The organism is Denitratisoma sp. (assembly GCA_032027165.1).
GTDB lineage: Bacteria > Pseudomonadota > Gammaproteobacteria > Burkholderiales > Rhodocyclaceae > Desulfobacillus.
Map to the genome: position 1 here is coordinate 3,370,988 of JAVSMO010000001.1, position 14,893 is coordinate 3,385,880.

12 protein-coding genes are annotated in these 14,893 nt (G+C 67.4%); 6 read left to right on the forward strand and 6 right to left on the reverse strand.

What is annotated here, in order from left to right:
• Positions 1-131: 131 nt before the first annotated feature.
• Positions 132-1,079, reverse strand: a complete 948-nt coding sequence (gene glk / locus ROZ00_16460) for a glucokinase (protein MDT3737823.1) — start codon at positions 1,077-1,079, stop codon at positions 132-134.
• A gap of 13 nt (positions 1,080-1,092) precedes the next feature.
• On the reverse strand, positions 1,093-1,887 hold the full coding sequence (locus tag ROZ00_16465) for a thymidylate synthase (protein MDT3737824.1): 795 nt from the start codon (positions 1,885-1,887) through the stop codon (positions 1,093-1,095).
• Positions 1,888-1,944: 57 nt separating this feature from the next.
• On the opposite strand from ROZ00_16465, the gene ROZ00_16470 reads away from it, so the two are divergent.
• Both ROZ00_16470 and ROZ00_16475 read left to right on the forward strand, forming a co-directional pair.
• A complete protein-coding gene (locus ROZ00_16470) occupies positions 1,945-3,474 on the forward strand; it encodes a leucyl aminopeptidase family protein (GenBank protein MDT3737825.1) in 1,530 nt (509 codons plus the stop codon).
• A gap of 108 nt (positions 3,475-3,582) precedes the next feature.
• The gene (locus ROZ00_16475) at positions 3,583-5,067 is read left to right on the forward strand and encodes a hypothetical protein (protein MDT3737826.1); all 1,485 of its coding nucleotides are present in this window, start codon (positions 3,583-3,585) and stop codon (positions 5,065-5,067) included.
• Between the two features lie 3 nt (positions 5,068-5,070).
• Here ROZ00_16475 and mog read toward each other — a convergent pair whose 3' ends face one another.
• Positions 5,071-5,619 (reverse strand): molybdopterin adenylyltransferase, encoded by a 549-nt coding sequence (mog, locus tag ROZ00_16480; protein MDT3737827.1) that lies wholly within the window; start codon positions 5,617-5,619, stop codon positions 5,071-5,073.
• Positions 5,612-6,124 carry a ribosome biogenesis factor YjgA gene (gene yjgA / locus ROZ00_16485; GenBank protein MDT3737828.1) on the reverse strand — a complete coding sequence of 171 codons (513 nt, stop codon included), beginning with the start codon at positions 6,122-6,124 and terminating at the stop codon, positions 5,612-5,614. Before yjgA ends, mog begins: the two co-directional genes overlap by 8 nt.
• A gap of 38 nt (positions 6,125-6,162) precedes the next feature.
• Here yjgA and pmbA point away from each other — a divergent pair, with 38 nt between their 5' ends.
• Positions 6,163-7,503, forward strand: a complete 1,341-nt coding sequence (gene pmbA / locus ROZ00_16490; GenBank protein MDT3737829.1) for a metalloprotease PmbA — start codon at positions 6,163-6,165, stop codon at positions 7,501-7,503.
• A 150-nt stretch (positions 7,504-7,653) separates the two neighbouring features.
• The gene (locus ROZ00_16495; protein MDT3737830.1) at positions 7,654-8,736 is read left to right on the forward strand and encodes a TRAP transporter substrate-binding protein; all 1,083 of its coding nucleotides are present in this window, start codon (positions 7,654-7,656) and stop codon (positions 8,734-8,736) included.
• Positions 8,737-8,802: 66 nt separating this feature from the next.
• Here the strand turns inward: ROZ00_16495 and ROZ00_16500 are convergent, their stop codons facing one another.
• Together ROZ00_16500 and ROZ00_16505 are read right to left on the reverse strand one after the other, a co-directional pair.
• Positions 8,803-10,662, reverse strand: coding sequence for a TRAP transporter large permease subunit (locus ROZ00_16500; protein ID MDT3737831.1), 1,860 nt, complete (start codon positions 10,660-10,662; stop codon positions 8,803-8,805).
• The gene (locus ROZ00_16505) at positions 10,659-11,261 is read right to left on the reverse strand and encodes a TRAP transporter small permease subunit (GenBank protein MDT3737832.1); all 603 of its coding nucleotides are present in this window, start codon (positions 11,259-11,261) and stop codon (positions 10,659-10,661) included. Before ROZ00_16505 ends, ROZ00_16500 begins: the two co-directional genes overlap by 4 nt.
• A 200-nt stretch (positions 11,262-11,461) precedes the next feature.
• On the opposite strand from ROZ00_16505, the gene ROZ00_16510 reads away from it, so the two are divergent.
• Entirely contained in the window at positions 11,462-12,097 is a 636-nt protein-coding gene (locus ROZ00_16510; protein MDT3737833.1) for a histidine phosphatase family protein, read from the forward strand.
• On the forward strand, positions 12,081-14,888 hold the full coding sequence (locus ROZ00_16515; GenBank protein ID MDT3737834.1) for an AMP-binding protein: 2,808 nt from the start codon (positions 12,081-12,083) through the stop codon (positions 14,886-14,888). Before ROZ00_16510 ends, ROZ00_16515 begins: the two co-directional genes overlap by 17 nt.
• Positions 14,889-14,893: the final 5 nt, after the last annotated feature.

Here is a 14,893-nt window from a genome sequence, read left to right on the forward strand (position 1 = left end):
CTGCCGACGTGGCCGATTTGCCTGCTGCAGTGGTGGTGCGCGATGACATAGCAACCTCCTGCGGATGGATGGCAAATTCCTCTTTCCATGAACCATGCTACGCCGCGAATATGACGTGGTATTGACAGGGATCAACAGTCTTTGGTGTGCGCTGCAGCAATCGAGAGGGCGCCGAGCAGGCCGAGCCGCTCGTTGGTGACGACCTGGATGGGGAAATCGGGCATCAGCCCGGCATGCGCCCCTCTGGCGCAGAAGGCACGGACAAAGCCGCCTGCCTGCAAGCGGGGCAGGAGCTTCGGCGCGATGCCGCCGCCGAGATAGACGCCGCCGCGAGCCATGAACAGCAGGGCCAGGTCGCCGGCGAAGGCGCCGTAGGCGGCGATGAACAGATCAAGGGCGCGTCCGGCCCGCAGCTCGGTTTCGGCGGCTGCGGCGATGGCCGCCGGGTCGGCGATCGCCGTGCTGCCGGAACTGACTTTGTCCAGGCTCTCATAGATGGCGGCGAGGCCCGGGCCGGAGATGACGTTTTCAGCCGTGACACGCCCGCCGGTGCGCGCGAGATGCCGCCAAACGGAAAGCTGATCCTCGTCGGCGGGGGAGAACCCGATGTGGCCGCCTTCGCCGCTGATCGTTCGCCAGCCATCGCCTTCAGGTATCAGGCCGGCAACACCCAGGCCGGTGCCGGCACCGATCAATAGTCGCGGCGACCGCTCCAGCGGCCTGCCTGCCTGCAGCGTCACGAGATCGCCGGGCTGCAGCGCCGCCACGCCCTGCGCCGCCGTTGCGAAATCGTTGAGGACCGCGACGTTGCCGATCCCGAAGGTTTCCGCGAGCGCCCTGCCGTCGACCACCCAGGGCAAATAGGTGACCTTGGCGCGGTTGTCATCGACCGGCCCGGCGACGCCGAAGCAGGCCGCAACGATATTCGCTGGGCGGCCGGCGTCGTCGAGGAAGGCGCGCAGCAAGGCGGGAAAGTCGCCCCAGTCCCGGCTGGGGTAGCGGTGCTCGCAGACGATGCCGTCATCGCCGGCCAGCGCCAGCAGGGTCTTGGTGCCGCCGATGTCTCCGCCGAGGATCATCGTGACGCGCCGTTTACACCGCCACCGGCGCGGCGATGTGCGGATGCGGGTCGTAGCCTTCGAGGGCGAAATCCCCGAAGCGGAAGGCGAAAAGGTCGCGCACCTCGGGATTGATGCGCAGTTGCGGCAGGGCGCGCGGTGCGCGAGAGAGCTGCAGGCGCGCCTGCTCGAGGTGGTTGGTGTACAGGTGGGCGTCGCCCAAGGTGTGCACGAAGTCGCCGGGCCGGTAGCCGCACACCTGCGCCAGCATCAGGGTGAGCAGGGCGTAGGAGGCGATGTTGAAGGGTACGCCGAGGAAGATGTCCGCGCTGCGCTGGTAGAGCTGGCAGCTCAACCTGCCGTCGGCGACGTAGAACTGGAACAGCGCGTGGCAGGGCGGCAGCTTCATGCGGTCGATGTCGGCCGGATTCCAGGCCGTGACGATGTGGCGGCGCGAATCCGGGTTGTTCTTCAGACTGTCGACCAGCTGGGCGATCTGGTCGATGACGCGCCCGTCGGGCGCATGCCAGGAGCGCCACTGGTAGCCGTACACAGGGCCTAGGTCGCCGTTGGCGTCGGCCCAGTCGTCCCAGATCGAGACGCCGTTTTCCTTGAGGTAGCGGATATTGGTGTCGCCTTTCAGGAACCACAGCAGCTCGTGGATGATCGACTTGGTATGCAGCTTCTTGGTGGTGAGCAGCGGAAAACCCTGCGCCAGGTCGAAGCGCATCTGCCAGCCGAAGACGGACAGCGTGCCGGTGCCGGTGCGGTCGTTTTTCGGGTGCCCGTGCTCGAGCACGTGGCGCATCAGGTCGAGGTATTGCTGCATGAAAGGAAGTGGCCGGAGGCGAGGATATAATCGGTATCGATTTTAAAGGAAACGAACATGCTGGCCAAACTGACCCAATCCGCTGCGCCGCTCGGCGCGGCCGCCCTCGAGCGGGCGACCCATGCCGTGCTGGTGCTGCCCTTCGCCAAAAAACTCGACGGCTTGCGCGACGTGCCCGCCATCGAACGGCTGCGTGCCGCCCTCAAGCGTCGCGACATGAAGGCCGAGGATCTGGCCAAGACGCCGGTGACTGTCAACCTTGCCGGCGGCGGCCTGTGCAGCTTCGTCATGCTCGACGGCGGCAAAAGCATGTTCGACCGGCAGAGCCTGCTGCGCCGGGCGATGGCGCCGCTCATGGAAGAACAGCCGCGCGAGCTGGTGCTGGCGCTGTTCGGCAGCGCCGAAGCGCGCCGCGAGAATGCCCGCGAAGCGCTCTACGTGGCCTGGCTGAACGGCGCGCGCCTGCCGACGCGCCGGAAGAAGCCGGAGCCCCGGCCGCTGGCGCGCATCCATCTCTACGGGGCGCGCGACGCCGCCGGTTTTGCCGAGATCGCCGCGGTGGCCGAAGCCAATACCCTGGCCAGGGCGCTGACGGCGATGCCACCCAACGAGCTGACGCCGTCGACGTATCGCAAGCGACTGCGCCAGATCGCCCGCGGTCGGCGCTGGCAATTCGAAGAATTCGACATGCGCCGGCTGCGCCGCCTGGGCGCGGGGGCCTTCGTCGCCGTGGCCCAGGGCAGCGTGCCGGAGGATGCCGCGATCGTGCATCTTGCCTGGCGGCCGAAGAAGCCGCAGGGCCGGCTGGCTTTGGTCGGCAAGGGCATCTGCTTCGACACCGGCGGCCACAACCTCAAGCCGGCCAAGTACATGGCCGGCATGCACGAGGACATGAACGGCTCCGCCGTGGCGCTCGGCCTCATGCAGGCGCTGATCGAGCGCAACATGCCGCTGGCCATCGATGCCTGGCTGCCCGTCGCGCAGAACCATCTTTCGCCGGAAGCCTACAAGCAGAACGACATCGTCACCGCCCTCGACGGCACCACCATCGAAGTGGTGCACACCGACGCCGAGGGCCGCATGGTGCTGGCCGACACGCTGACCCTGGCAACCCGCGGCGCCGGCAATAAAGGCGGCAAGGGGAATCCCCGGCCGGATCTCGTCATCGACTTCGCCACCCTGACCGGCAGCATGGGCTACGCCCTGGGCAGCCGCTACTCCGGCGTCTTCGCCACCTCCTCGGAACTGGCACGGCTGGCGGTGGCGGCGGGCGAAGCGAGCGGCGAGCGCGTCTGCGTCTTCCCTCTCGACGCCGACTACGAGGCGGGCCTGGAGAGCAAGGTGGCCGACATCAAGCAGTGCACCCTCGACGGCGAGGCCGACCACATCCTTGCCGCGCGCTTCCTCAAGCGCTTCACCCATGAGCTGGCCTGGGTGCACATGGATCTCTCGGCCTCGAGCTGCAGCGGGGGGCTGGGCGCGGTGGGCACCGACCTGACCGGCTTCGGCGTCGCCTGGGGGGTGGAGTTCGTCGAGCAGTGGCTGGCGGCGCATGCCGCTTCGCCTGCGCCACGCCAGCGCCGGTAAGGCGCGGATGACTTTGCACCACGCATACGCTATTCTTTAAGCGCAAAACATCCGGCGGAACGGCTCCCCGCCGGCAACTCTCGAAGAACTCCCGACAGGGCGCATAACATGCTCGGACTATTTTCCGCAAAATCCGGCCATCCCCTTGCCGATGCCAAGGAGGCCAGGCGCGTACTCAACGAACTCGCCGGGCGCGACGCCGCACCGGCGCTCGACGAGGTTGCCGGCTGGCTGGAGTCGGTCGCCGGCGACGAGCTCCTCAAATTGTCCGACCGTCTGGCTCTGGTGCTTCAGCTGGACGAGGCCGCCCAGGCCCACGCGCGCAAGCTGGGCCGCGACTACCTGACGTCGCCGCGGCTTGGCCGCCAGCAGGAATACAAGCTCTGGCAGGCGAACCACGACTTCTGGCTGCAGCTGGGCAATGCCTACGACAGCTGCCTGGCCCGCTATCGTGCGCAGGAGAAGGGCCACGAAGCCATCAAGTCCGATGTGCCATTGCTCATCGTGCGGATGCTGCGCGCCTTCTCGGCCCAGTTGAAATGGGATCAGTTCCGCTACGGCCCGGTCAATGCCGAGCTCTGGCAGCGCATGGGCCGTGCCTATCTCTTCGCCGAACAGGGCAGGTTTTCCCGCCAGGCGCTCACGGCCTATCCGAACCTTCCGGGCGAGAGCACGGTGGAGCAGGAGTATCTCAAGGCGCTGATGTTCCAGGCCTCCAGCATGGACAGCCTGCTGCCGCTGGAAATCGAGATTGCCGAGCGCTTCATCGCGCATTTCCTGCCGCAGTTCGTGTTCACCGCCGAAGTGCGGCCGGACAATGTGTATTGGGTGGATGCCGACAAGCCGGCGCCGCCGAAACGCCTGGCGGTGCTGCCGCAGATCGCGCCCAGCCTGCGCTTTTTCAGCGCCGGAGCGGCACTGGCAAGGCTGGAAGCCATGCTGCACCAGGTGGAGCGCGGCGAGGTGCCGGCCGAGGTCAATCTGGGCACCCAGTATTCCGCGCGAATCGTGCTGCCGGTGCTCAAGCACCTGGCCATGTACTGGGCGCCGAAACCGCCGATGCGGTCGCACGACCGGCATCGCGTCAAGTCGCGCCTGACGGCAGTGAACGGCCTGGCGGCCACCCATGCCCGATTGTCGAACAGGGGAGGCGAGGAAAGCGAAGCCTGGGTGGTCGACGACGTCAGCCTCGGCGGCATGGGTGCGCAGGTGCCGCTCGGCGCCAACGACTGGGTGCGCATCGGCGCCCTGCTCGGCATGCAGCCGGAAGGCGGCAGCAACTGGCTGGTCGGCGTCATCCGGCGCTTCAGTCGCGAGACGCCGACGCAGGGCTCGGTTGGCATCGAGACTTTGTCGAAGTCGCCGCAGGCCATTGCCGGCGACCTGGGCGGCATGGACTGCAACGCCATTCTGCTCGACACCCTGCACACCGGCGATACGGTGCGGGTGATCCTGCCGAGTTCCGCTTTCGAACCGGCCATCCCCCTGGTGTTCGCCTGGCAGGGCCGCTCGGCCCGGCTCGATCCGATCGAGCAGATCGAGTCCGGCGTCGACTTCGATCTCGGCCTTTACCGGGTTGCCCCCCCGGCCTGAGCCCTATTTGGGCCGGATTGCCGATTTCGGCCGAAAGGCCTTGATCACCGCTTCGTTGGTCTCGATGTACGGCCCGCCGATCAGGTCGATGCAGTAGGGCACCGCTGCGAAGACGCCGTCGAGGGTCTCCTTGATGGCCTTGGGCTGGCCGGGCAGGTTGAGGATCAGCGTTTTCCCCCGTACCACGCCGACCTGCCGCGACAGGATGGCAGTGGGCACGTACTTCAGGCTCACCTGCCGCATCAGTTCGCCGAACCCCGGCAGTACCTTGTGCGCCACTGCCAGCGTGGCTTCCGGCGTCACGTCGCGCGGCGCCGGGCCGGTGCCGCCGGTGGTCATGACGAGGTGGCAGCCGGCCGTGTCGGCGAGTTCGACCAGGGTCCGCTCGATCACTGCCTGCTCGTCGGGGATGAGCCGGTGCTCCATGCGCCAGGGCGAGGCCATTGCCGCGGAGAACCACTCGCGCAGGGCGGGGATGCCCTGGTCCTCATAGATGCCGCTGGATGCACGGTCGGAGATCGACACCAGCCCGATCAGCAATTCGTCAGTCATGGTCCAGTTCCCGTAGCAGGCGGAAAAGTTCGCGGAAGGCGCGCGGCGGGCGACCTTCATCGCGATCCTTCAGTGCGCTGCGGCGCAGCTGCCTGAGGCGGGTGATGTCTGCGCCGGGGTGGGCCGCACCGATTTCCGTCAGCACCGCCTCGTCCTGCAGCAGCCGCTCGCGCAGCCTTTCCAGACGATGCTGGCGCGCGTTCTCGATGGCAGAGGCGCCCTTGACGGCATCCAGCGCCTCGCGGATGGGTGCGGGGTCGGCATCCCGCATCAGGCGGCCGATGTACTGCAGCTGGCGGCGGCGTGCTTCGTGCCTGGTCAGGCGCTGCGCCTCGCGGATGGCGCCGCGCAGCGGTTCCGGCATGTCGATGCGCGCGAGGCGCTCCGGCGACAGTTCGACCAGCTCCGCCCCCATGTCCTGCAGGGCATGCATGTCGCGCTTGCGTTGCGACTTGCTGGGGCGCTCCGGCGAATCGTCGTATTCGAGGTCTTCGAGGTTCTTCATCTTGGTATGATTATATCTTTGCCCCATCCTCTTCCGCGATGTCTTCCCAGGGCTTCACCTACCCGCAGGACACCTTGCGCGCCATGGCGCAGGACATACTCGACCATGCCAGGTCGCGCGGCGCCAGCGCCTGCGAGGCCGACGTTTCCGAGGGCTTCGGCCAGTCGGTGACGGTGCGCCGCGGCGACGTCGAGACCATCGAATACAACCGCGACAAGGGCGTCGGCGTCACGGTCTACCTCGGCCAGCGGCGCGGCTATGCCTCGACCTCGGACTTTTCCCGCGCCGCCCTGCACGCCACGGTCGACGCGGCGCTGTCCATCGCGCGCTTCACCGCGCCGGACGAAGCCGCCGGATTGCCGGAAGCCGAGCTGCTGGCGCGCGGCGAAACGGATCTCGACCTTTATCACCCCTGGGCCTTGGCGGTGGAGGAGGCCATCGACATCGCCCGGCGCTGCGAGACGGCGGCCTTTGCCGTCAGCCCGCAGGTGAAGAACTCCGAGGGCGCCAGCGTCTCCGCCCAGCAGTCCCACTTCGTTTCCGCCAACAGCCTCGGCTTCATGGGCGGCTATGCCTCCTCGCGCCACTACCTCTCCTGCTCGGTCATCGCCGGCAAGGGCGACGCCATGCAGCGCGACGACTGGTACAGCACCCATCGCGACGCGGCGGACCTGGCCGAGGCCGAACTGGTCGGCGAATATGCCGCGCGCCGCGCGCTGTCGCGCCTGGGCGCGCGCAAGATCGCCACCTGCGAGGTGCCGGTGCTGTTCGAGGCGCCGCTGGCCGCCTCGCTGATCGGCAATTTCGTCTATGCCGTCTCGGGCGGCAGCCTGTATCGCAAGTCCTCCTTCCTCCTCGACAGCCTGGGCACGCAGGTGTTCTCGCCGCAGGTGCACATCAGCGAACGGCCGCATCTGCCGCGCGCCCTGGCAAGCAGCCCCTTCGACGACGATGGCGTCGCCACGCACGACCGCGAGGTGGTCGAGGCCGGCGTGCTGAAGGGGTATTTCCTGTCGACCTATTCGGCACGCAAGCTCGGCATGCGGACCACCGGCAACGCCGGCGGCTCGCACAACCTGATCGTGCGCCCGGGCAAGCGCGACCTGGTCGGCCTCGCCGCCCTCATGGGACGCGGCCTGCTGGTCACCGAGCTGCTCGGCCAAGGGGTGAATTACGTCACCGGCGATTATTCGCGCGGGGCCTCCGGCTACTGGATCGAAAACGGCGAGATCTCCTATCCGGTGCAGGAAATCACCATCGCCGGCAATCTCAGGGACATGCTTCGCGGCATCGTCGCCGTCGGCAACGATGTGCTGGTGCGCGGCTCCAAGCAGGTCGGCTCCATTCTCATCGACCGCATGACCATCGCCGGGGCATAAGCCCGGCAACCGTAAGGGTTTTCCCCACTATGGGACGCGTGATCTGGTGCATTCGATTGGTGTAGTATCACCCGGCGATCCCTGCACAAGGGGGGGTTGAACCAAACCGCCGCACAACGGCAAAGAAGAACCTCTAAAGGAGACTCATCAATGGAACGTCGCGATTTCATCAAGCACGCCGGCATCGCCGGCATTCTGGCGGCGGGCGTTGCCCCCGCCGCACACGCCCAGGGCGCCACCATCCGCTGGCGCCTGGCCTCCAGCTTCCCGAAGGCCCTCGATACCATCTTCGGCGCAGCCGACGTCTTCGCCAAGAAAGTGAATGAAATGTCCGGCGGCAAATTCACCATTTCGGTGCATGCCGGCGGCGAGATCATGCCCCCCTTCGGCGTGGTCGACGGCGTGCAGCAGGGCACGGTGGAGTGCGCGCATACCGCGCCGTACTACTTCTTCGGCAAGGACGAGACCTTCGCCATGGACTGCGCCATCCCCTTCGGCCTCAACTCGCGCCAGATGACGGCGTGGATGTACGAGGGCAACGGCATGAAGCTGTTCCGCGAGTTCTACAAGAACTACAACATCGTCAACTTCCCGATGGGCAACACCGGCGCCCAGATGGGCGGCTGGTACCGCAAGCCGATCAAGTCCCTGAAGGACATCAAGGGCATGAAGATGCGCATCGGCGGCTTCGGCGGCAAGATCCTGGAGAAAATCGGCGGCGTGCCGCAGAACATTCCCGGCGGCGAGATCTATCAGGCCTTGGAAAAGGGCACCATCGACGCCACCGAATGGGTCGGCCCCTACGACGACCAGAAGCTCGGCTTCTACAAGGTGGCGAAGAACTACGTCTATCCGGCCTGGTGGGAAGGTGGCCCGCAATTGTCCCTGTACGTCAATTCCAAGGCCTACGAGGGCCTGTCGACCGAGTACAAGGCCATCCTCGAGTGCGCCGCCGCCATCGCCCACACCGACATGCAGGCCAAGTACGATGCCAAGAACCCCAAGGCGCTGAAGGAACTGGTCGCCGCCGGCGTCAAGCTGCAGCGCATGCCCAAGGATGTCATGGAAGCCGCCTTCAAGGCCTCGCAGGCGGTGTACAGCGAGCTGTCGGCGAAGAACCCCAACTGGAAGAAGATCTACGAGGATTATGCGGCCTTCCGCAGGGAACAACACCTCTGGTTCCGCTTCTCGGAAGCCGGCTTCGACAGCTTCATGCAGGCGCAGAAGCTCTAGAAGTTCGCCGTACAGCAAAAAGCCCGCGGGATCGCTCCCGCGGGCTTTTTTGTCGGTACGCTCGACTCATTTTTTCTTCTTGGCTTCCTTGGCGAGGTCCCGCATCAGGTCGGCTGCCGGATCGGCCTCCTTTTCCTCCTTGTCCGCCGTGCCGTCCTGCTCCTCGCCGGCTTCCCCGCCTTCTCCGGCTTCGCCCTCCTTGCCCTTTTCCTCGTCCCAGTCGGCCGGGTTGCTGGCAGGCCCGTAGCCGCGGTCGTAGCCGCTGGGCTGGAATTCGATCTGGACATCCTCGACATCGACCTTCTTGTTCTGGTCCAGGCTATCGAGCACGAGGTGCGGCCAGGCAATCACCGCCACCACCATGACGACCTGGATGACGATGAAGGCGATGGCGCCCTTGTAGATTTGCGCCGTCGACACCGCCGGAATGCGCTTCTGGGTGACGCGGTCGGTGTAGTCCGTCTTGGCGGAGACGCTGCGCAGATAGAACAGGGCGAAGCCGAAGGGCGGCGTCAGGAACGAGGTCTGCAGGTTTATGGCGACGATGACGCCGAACCAGATCAGCGCGTCCGAGCCCGGCGGCAGGATGCCGGGCAGCACCTTTTCCGCCACCGGCGCCAGCAGCGGGATGACGATGAAGGCGATCTCGAAGAAGTCGATGAACATGCCGAGCACGAAGACCAGCAGGTTCACCACGATGAGGAAGCCGAGCGCGCCGCCCGGCAGCTTGTCGAACAGGTGCTCCACCCATTTCTGGCCGTCGGCGGCGTTGAAGGTGAAGGAGAACACCGTCGAGCCGATCAGGATGAACAGCACGAAGCAGGACAGTTTCGCCGTGTTGTCCAGCGCCTGCCTGAGCAGGGAAAACGACAGCTTGCGCTTGGTCAGGGCCATGACGAAGGCGCCGAGCGCGCCCATGGCGCCGCCCTCGGTCGGCGTGGCCAGCCCGAGGAAGATCGTGCCCAGCACCAGGAAGATCAGGATCAGCGGCGGGATCAGCACGAAGGTGACCCGCTCGGAGAGCTTCGACAGCAGGTGCAGCTTCGTGAAATGGTTGAGCAGGGACAGGCCGAGCGCGGTGAAGGAGGAGACGGTCATCGACATGATGACGATCTCGTCGCCCGGCGCCGGGTTCTCGCGGCCGGTCCACGACTGGATGATGCCGTCGTGGAACTGCGACCAGACGATGCCGGCGGCCGCAGCGATCGTCATCAGCACCAGCAATGATATGTGGCCGCTGGCGCCGTTGGCCTCCTTGTAGATGCGCGCCTCCTTCGGCAGGGCCGGCACCCAGGACGGCCGCACGAAGGCGACGAGGATGACGAACGTAGCGTAAAGCCCGACCAGCAGCAGCCCCGGCACCAGGCCGCCGGCGTACATGTCGCCGACCGAGCGGCCGAGCTGGTCGGCCATGACGATCAGCACCAGCGAGGGCGGGATGGCCTGGGCCAGCGTGCCCGAGGCGGTGATGACGCCGGTGGCGACGGTGCGGTTGTAGCCGTAGCGCAGCATGATCGGCAGCGAGATCAGGCCCATCGACATTACCGCCGCCGCCACCACGCCGGTGGTGGCGGCGAGCAGGGCGCCGACGAAGACCACGGCCAGGGCGAGACCGCCGCGCACCGGGCCGAATACCTGGCCGATGGTCTCCAGCAGGTCTTCGGCCATGCCGCTCCTCTCGAGGATGATGCCCATGAAGGTGAAGAAGGGGATCGCCAGCAGCGTGTCGTTCTGCATGATGCCGAAGATGCGCAGCGGCAGGGCCTGGAACAGGTTGGGCGGGAACATGCCCGCTTCCATGCCGATGAAGCCGAAGAAAAGGCCGGTGGCGGCCAGCGAGAAGGCCACCGGGAAGCCGGTGAGCAGGAACAGCAGCAGGCCGCAGAAGAGCAGCGGCGTGAAGTTCTGCGCGATGAACGCCATCATCGGACTTCCTCCTGGACGTGCTGGGCATGCTCCTCGATCTCGCGTGCCAGTTCGTCTTCCACCGTCGGCTCTTCGCCGTGGCCGAGCGGATCGGGAATGGCGCCGCGCAGGAAGGCGAAGCGCTTGATCAGTTCGGAGACCGCCTGGAGCAGCAGCAGGGCCATGCCGGCCGGGATCATCAGCATCACCGGCCAGCGGATCAGCCCGCCGGCGTTCTGCGACATCTCGCCGCTGGTCCAGGCGTTCTCGAACAGGGGCCAGGAGAGCACGATCAGAAGAATGCACAGTGGGCCGAGGAAAACGAGGATGCCGACGATGTCGATGATGTTCCTCATCTTCGGCGACAGATGGTTGGAGAGGAAATCGATGCGCACATGGGCATTCTTCAGGAAGGCATAGCCCGCGCCGAGCAGGAACACCGCCGAGAAGAGATACCACTGGATCTCCAGCAGGGCATTCGAGCTCATGTTGAGGGTCTTGCGCACGATGGCGTTGCCGGCCGAGATCAGCACGGCGGCGAGCACCAGCCAGATGAGGACCCCGCCCAGGCGATCGCTGAGGGCGTCGATCAGCCGGGATGTCTTGAGCAGAAAGTTCATGGATTCTCCTGTCGCGGTCGCGGCGGTGGCCGCGCCGCCTCCTGTTGCAGGGGCCGTCTCTTGGAAGGCCCGGACGAAGCGGCGTAAGAGTAATCCGGAACGCCTTGTGATTCCAGTCGTTTTTGTCCCGACTGGCGCAAAATGCAGGTAAACCCTAACATTCGGCTCTTCGAGCATTAGCCTGCCCTGATCCATCAGCAATGACCACCCGACTCTGCCTTGTCCGCCACGGCGAAACCGCCTGGAATGCCGAGCGCCGCATCCAGGGCCAGCTCGACGTGCCGCTCTCCACGGTGGGCCATGCCCAGGCGCGCGCCGCCGCCAACTGGCTGGCGCGCGAGGACTTCTCCGCCATCTACTCGAGCGACCTGTCGCGCGCGCTGCACACGGCGGAAGCGTCGGCGCATCTGCTCAAGCTGCCGATCCGGAAGAAAGTTGCCTTGCGCGAGCGCCATTACGGCGTGCTGCAGACGCTGACTTATGCGGAATTCGAGCGGCGCCATCCGAACGCCTACGCGCGTTTCCTCGCGCGCGAGGAAGCCTTCGCCCTGCCGGGCGGCGGCGAAAGCCTGCGCCGGTTCGCCGAACGCGTGAACCAATGCATCGATGCCATCGTGGCGGCGCATCCGGACGGCCAGGTGCTGGTCGTCACCCACGGCGGCGTCCTCGACATCCTGCATCGCCGCGCCAGCGCCCGGTCGCTTTCGGCGCCGCGCGACTTCGAGATTCCCAACGCCGCGCTGAACTGGCTGGAAATCGATCGCGGCAAGTGGACCCTGTTGTCCTGGGCCGAGCGCGGCCATCTCGCCGAGGCGCTCGATGAGCTTCCCGGCTGAGGAAGCCGCGCAGCGCCTGCTGCGCGTGACCGGCCGTCTGGTGCAGGAAACCCACCCCGGCCGGCGCGCTCCCGTCACGCTGGACAGCCCGCTGGAGCGGGACCTCGGCCTGGATTCCCTGGCGCGCGTCGAATTGCTGCTGCGCCTCGGCCGCGAATTCGGCGTGTCCCTGCCGGAGGCGGCGCTGGGCGAGGCGGAAACGCCGCGCGACCTGCTGCGTCTGCTCGGCCATGCCGCGCCCGCCGCCGCACCCCGCGCCGCCATCGAACTGCCGCATGGCGCCGTGCTCCCGGTGCCCGATGGGGCGGCCACCCTGATCGAGGTGCTCGAGTGGCATGTCGCGCGCACGCCGGACCGCACCCATGTGCTGCTCTACGGCGAGGGCGAACGGGCCGAGACGATCAGCTATGCGGACTTGCTCGCGGCTGCCCGGCGCATCGCCACCGGCCTCGTCGCGCGCGGCCTGCAGCCGCAGCAGGCGGTGGCGCTGATGCTGCCGACCGGCCGCGACTATCTCGCCTGCTTCTTCGGCGTTCTGCTGGCGGGCGGCATTCCCGTGCCGATCTATCCGCCGGCGCGGTTGGCCCAGATCGAGGATCACCTCAGGCGCCACGCGCGCATCCTCGACAACGCCCAGGCCGCCTTCATCGTCACCGTGCCGCAGGCGAAGGCGGTGGCGGCGCTGCTCTCCGCCCGCGTGCCGAGCCTGGCCGGCATCGTCACGCCGCAGGAGATCGACGCCGAGCCGGCGCCGCTCTGCCATCGCGCCCGGCCCGAGGACATCGCCTTCCTGCAGTACACCTCCGGCAGCACCGGCGACCCGAAAGGCGTCGTGCTGACCCACGCCAACCTGCTCGCCAACCTGCGCGCCATGGGGCCGGCCTTCAAAGTGACGAGCGAGGACGTCTTCGTCTCCTGGCTGCCGCTCTACCACGACATGGGCTTGATCGGCGCCTGGTTCGGCTCGCTGTATTTCGCCATGCCGCTGGTGCTGATGTCGCCGCTGGCCTTCCTCGCGCGGCCTTCCCGCTGGCTGCAGGCGATCTCGCGCCACCGCGGCACGCTCACGGCGGCGCCGAACTTCGCCTACGAACTGTGCGCGAAGAAGCTCGACGACGTCGACCTGGCCGGGCTCGACCTCGCGTCGCTTCGCCTGGCACTGAACGGCGCCGAGCCGGTCAGTCATGCGACGCTGGAGGCCTTCATCCAGCGCTTTGTGCCGCACGGCCTGCAGCCCGAGGCGATCACGCCGGTATACGGCCTGGCGGAATGCTCGGTCGGCCTGGCCTTTCCGCCGCTCGGGCGCGGCCCGCGCATCGACGCCATCCGGCGCGACGCTTTCATGGACGCGCGACGCGCGTTGCCGGCGGCGGAAGGCGAGCCCGGCACGATGCTGGTGCCCGCCTGCGGGCGGGCGCTGCCCGGGCACGAGATCCGCATCGTGGACGAGGCCGGCGACGAACTGCCCGACCGCCGCGTCGGCCGCCTGCAGTTCCGCGGCCCTTCGGCGACGCGCGGCTACTACCGCAACCCGGAAGCGACGGCACGCCTGTTCCGCGACGGCTGGCTCGACTCGGGCGACTACGCCTACATGGTCGAGGGCGAGGTCTACCTCACCGGCCGCGTCAAGGACCTCATCATCCGCGGCGGGCGCAACCTCTATCCGTATGAGCTGGAGGAAGCGGTCGGCGAGATCCCCGGCATCCGCAAGGGCTGCGTCGCCGTCTTCGCCAGCACCGATCCGGCGAACGCCACCGAGCGCCTGGTCGTGATGGCGGAAACGCGCGAACGCGACGAGGCGGCGCGCGAGGCGCTGAAGCGGAAGATCAACGAGGCCGCCGTCGACGCCATCGGCATGCCGGCCGACGAGATCGTGCTGGCGCCGCCGCACGGCGTGCTGAAGACCTCCAGCGGCAAGATCCGCCGCGCCGCCTCGCGCGAGGCCTTCGAGCGCGGCGAAGTCGGACGCCGGCCGCCGCCGGCCTGGCTGCAGATGACGAAGCTCACCCTTGCCGCCGTATCGCAGCGACTGACTTTTGCGGCGCAACAGGCTGGCCGCTGGCTGTACGGCGCCTGGTGCTGGGGCGTGTTCGCGCTGCTCGGCATGCCGGTGGCTGCGCTGCTGGCCCTGCTGCAGCATCCTGCCTCGGGCAGGCGGCTGGCGCACGGCGCGGCGCGCCTGTTCCTGCGGCTCACGGCGATGCCGGTGCGAACGCGCAGCCTCGACCGCCTGCCGGACACGCCGCATGTGCTGCTGGTCAATCACACCAGCTACTTCGACGTCATCGTGCTGTACGCGGCGCTGCCGCCGGATCGCGCCTATGCATTCGTCGCCAAGCGCGAACTCGTCCGGCAATCCTTCATCCATGCCTGCCTGCGCGGCCTCGGAACGCTGTTCGTCGAGCGCTACGAAGCGGCGAAAAGTGCCGAGGACGTGGCCGGCATCGTTGCCCGCCTCGGCCAGGGCGGCAGCCTGGTGGTGTTTCCCGAAGGCACGTTTTCGCGCGAGGCCGGCCTGAAGCCCTTCCGCATGGGCGCCTTCGTCGCCGCAGCGCGCGCAGGCGTGCCGGTGGCGGTGGCCGGGCTGCGCGGCATCCGCGCGATCCTGCGCGACAAGACCTGGCAGCCGCGCCACGGCCGGCCCGAGTTCGAGGTCGGCGCCGTGCTGCAGGCCGACGGTGCGGACTGGGCCGCCGCGGTGCGCCTGCGCGAGGCCGTGCGTGCCGAGATGCTGCGGCTCTCCGGCGAGCATGATCTGGGCGGTTTTCTCCCCGAACTGCCACCCCAATAGCCCCT

Excerpts from the sequence above, each read along its gene's own strand:
- mog (MDT3737827.1), bottom strand. The coding sequence starts at position 5,619 with ATGACTGACGAATTGCTGATCGGGCTGGTGTCGATCTCCGACCGTGCA.
- ROZ00_16475 (MDT3737826.1), top strand. The coding sequence starts at position 3,583 with ATGCTCGGACTATTTTCCGCAAAATCCGGCCATCCCCTTGCCGATGCC.
- ROZ00_16465 (MDT3737824.1), bottom strand. The coding sequence starts at position 1,887 with ATGCAGCAATACCTCGACCTGATGCGCCACGTGCTCGAGCACGGGCAC.
- ROZ00_16470 (MDT3737825.1), top strand. The coding sequence starts at position 1,945 with ATGCTGGCCAAACTGACCCAATCCGCTGCGCCGCTCGGCGCGGCCGCC.
- yjgA (MDT3737828.1), bottom strand. The coding sequence starts at position 6,124 with ATGAAGAACCTCGAAGACCTCGAATACGACGATTCGCCGGAGCGCCCC.
- ROZ00_16505 (MDT3737832.1), bottom strand. The coding sequence starts at position 11,261 with ATGAACTTTCTGCTCAAGACATCCCGGCTGATCGACGCCCTCAGCGAT.
- glk (MDT3737823.1), bottom strand. The coding sequence starts at position 1,079 with ATGATCCTCGGCGGAGACATCGGCGGCACCAAGACCCTGCTGGCGCTG.
- ROZ00_16495 (MDT3737830.1), top strand. The coding sequence starts at position 7,654 with ATGGAACGTCGCGATTTCATCAAGCACGCCGGCATCGCCGGCATTCTG.
- ROZ00_16510 (MDT3737833.1), top strand. The coding sequence starts at position 11,462 with ATGACCACCCGACTCTGCCTTGTCCGCCACGGCGAAACCGCCTGGAAT.
- ROZ00_16515 (MDT3737834.1), top strand. The coding sequence starts at position 12,081 with ATGAGCTTCCCGGCTGAGGAAGCCGCGCAGCGCCTGCTGCGCGTGACC.
- pmbA (MDT3737829.1), top strand. The coding sequence starts at position 6,163 with ATGTCTTCCCAGGGCTTCACCTACCCGCAGGACACCTTGCGCGCCATG.
- ROZ00_16500 (MDT3737831.1), bottom strand. The coding sequence starts at position 10,662 with ATGATGGCGTTCATCGCGCAGAACTTCACGCCGCTGCTCTTCTGCGGC.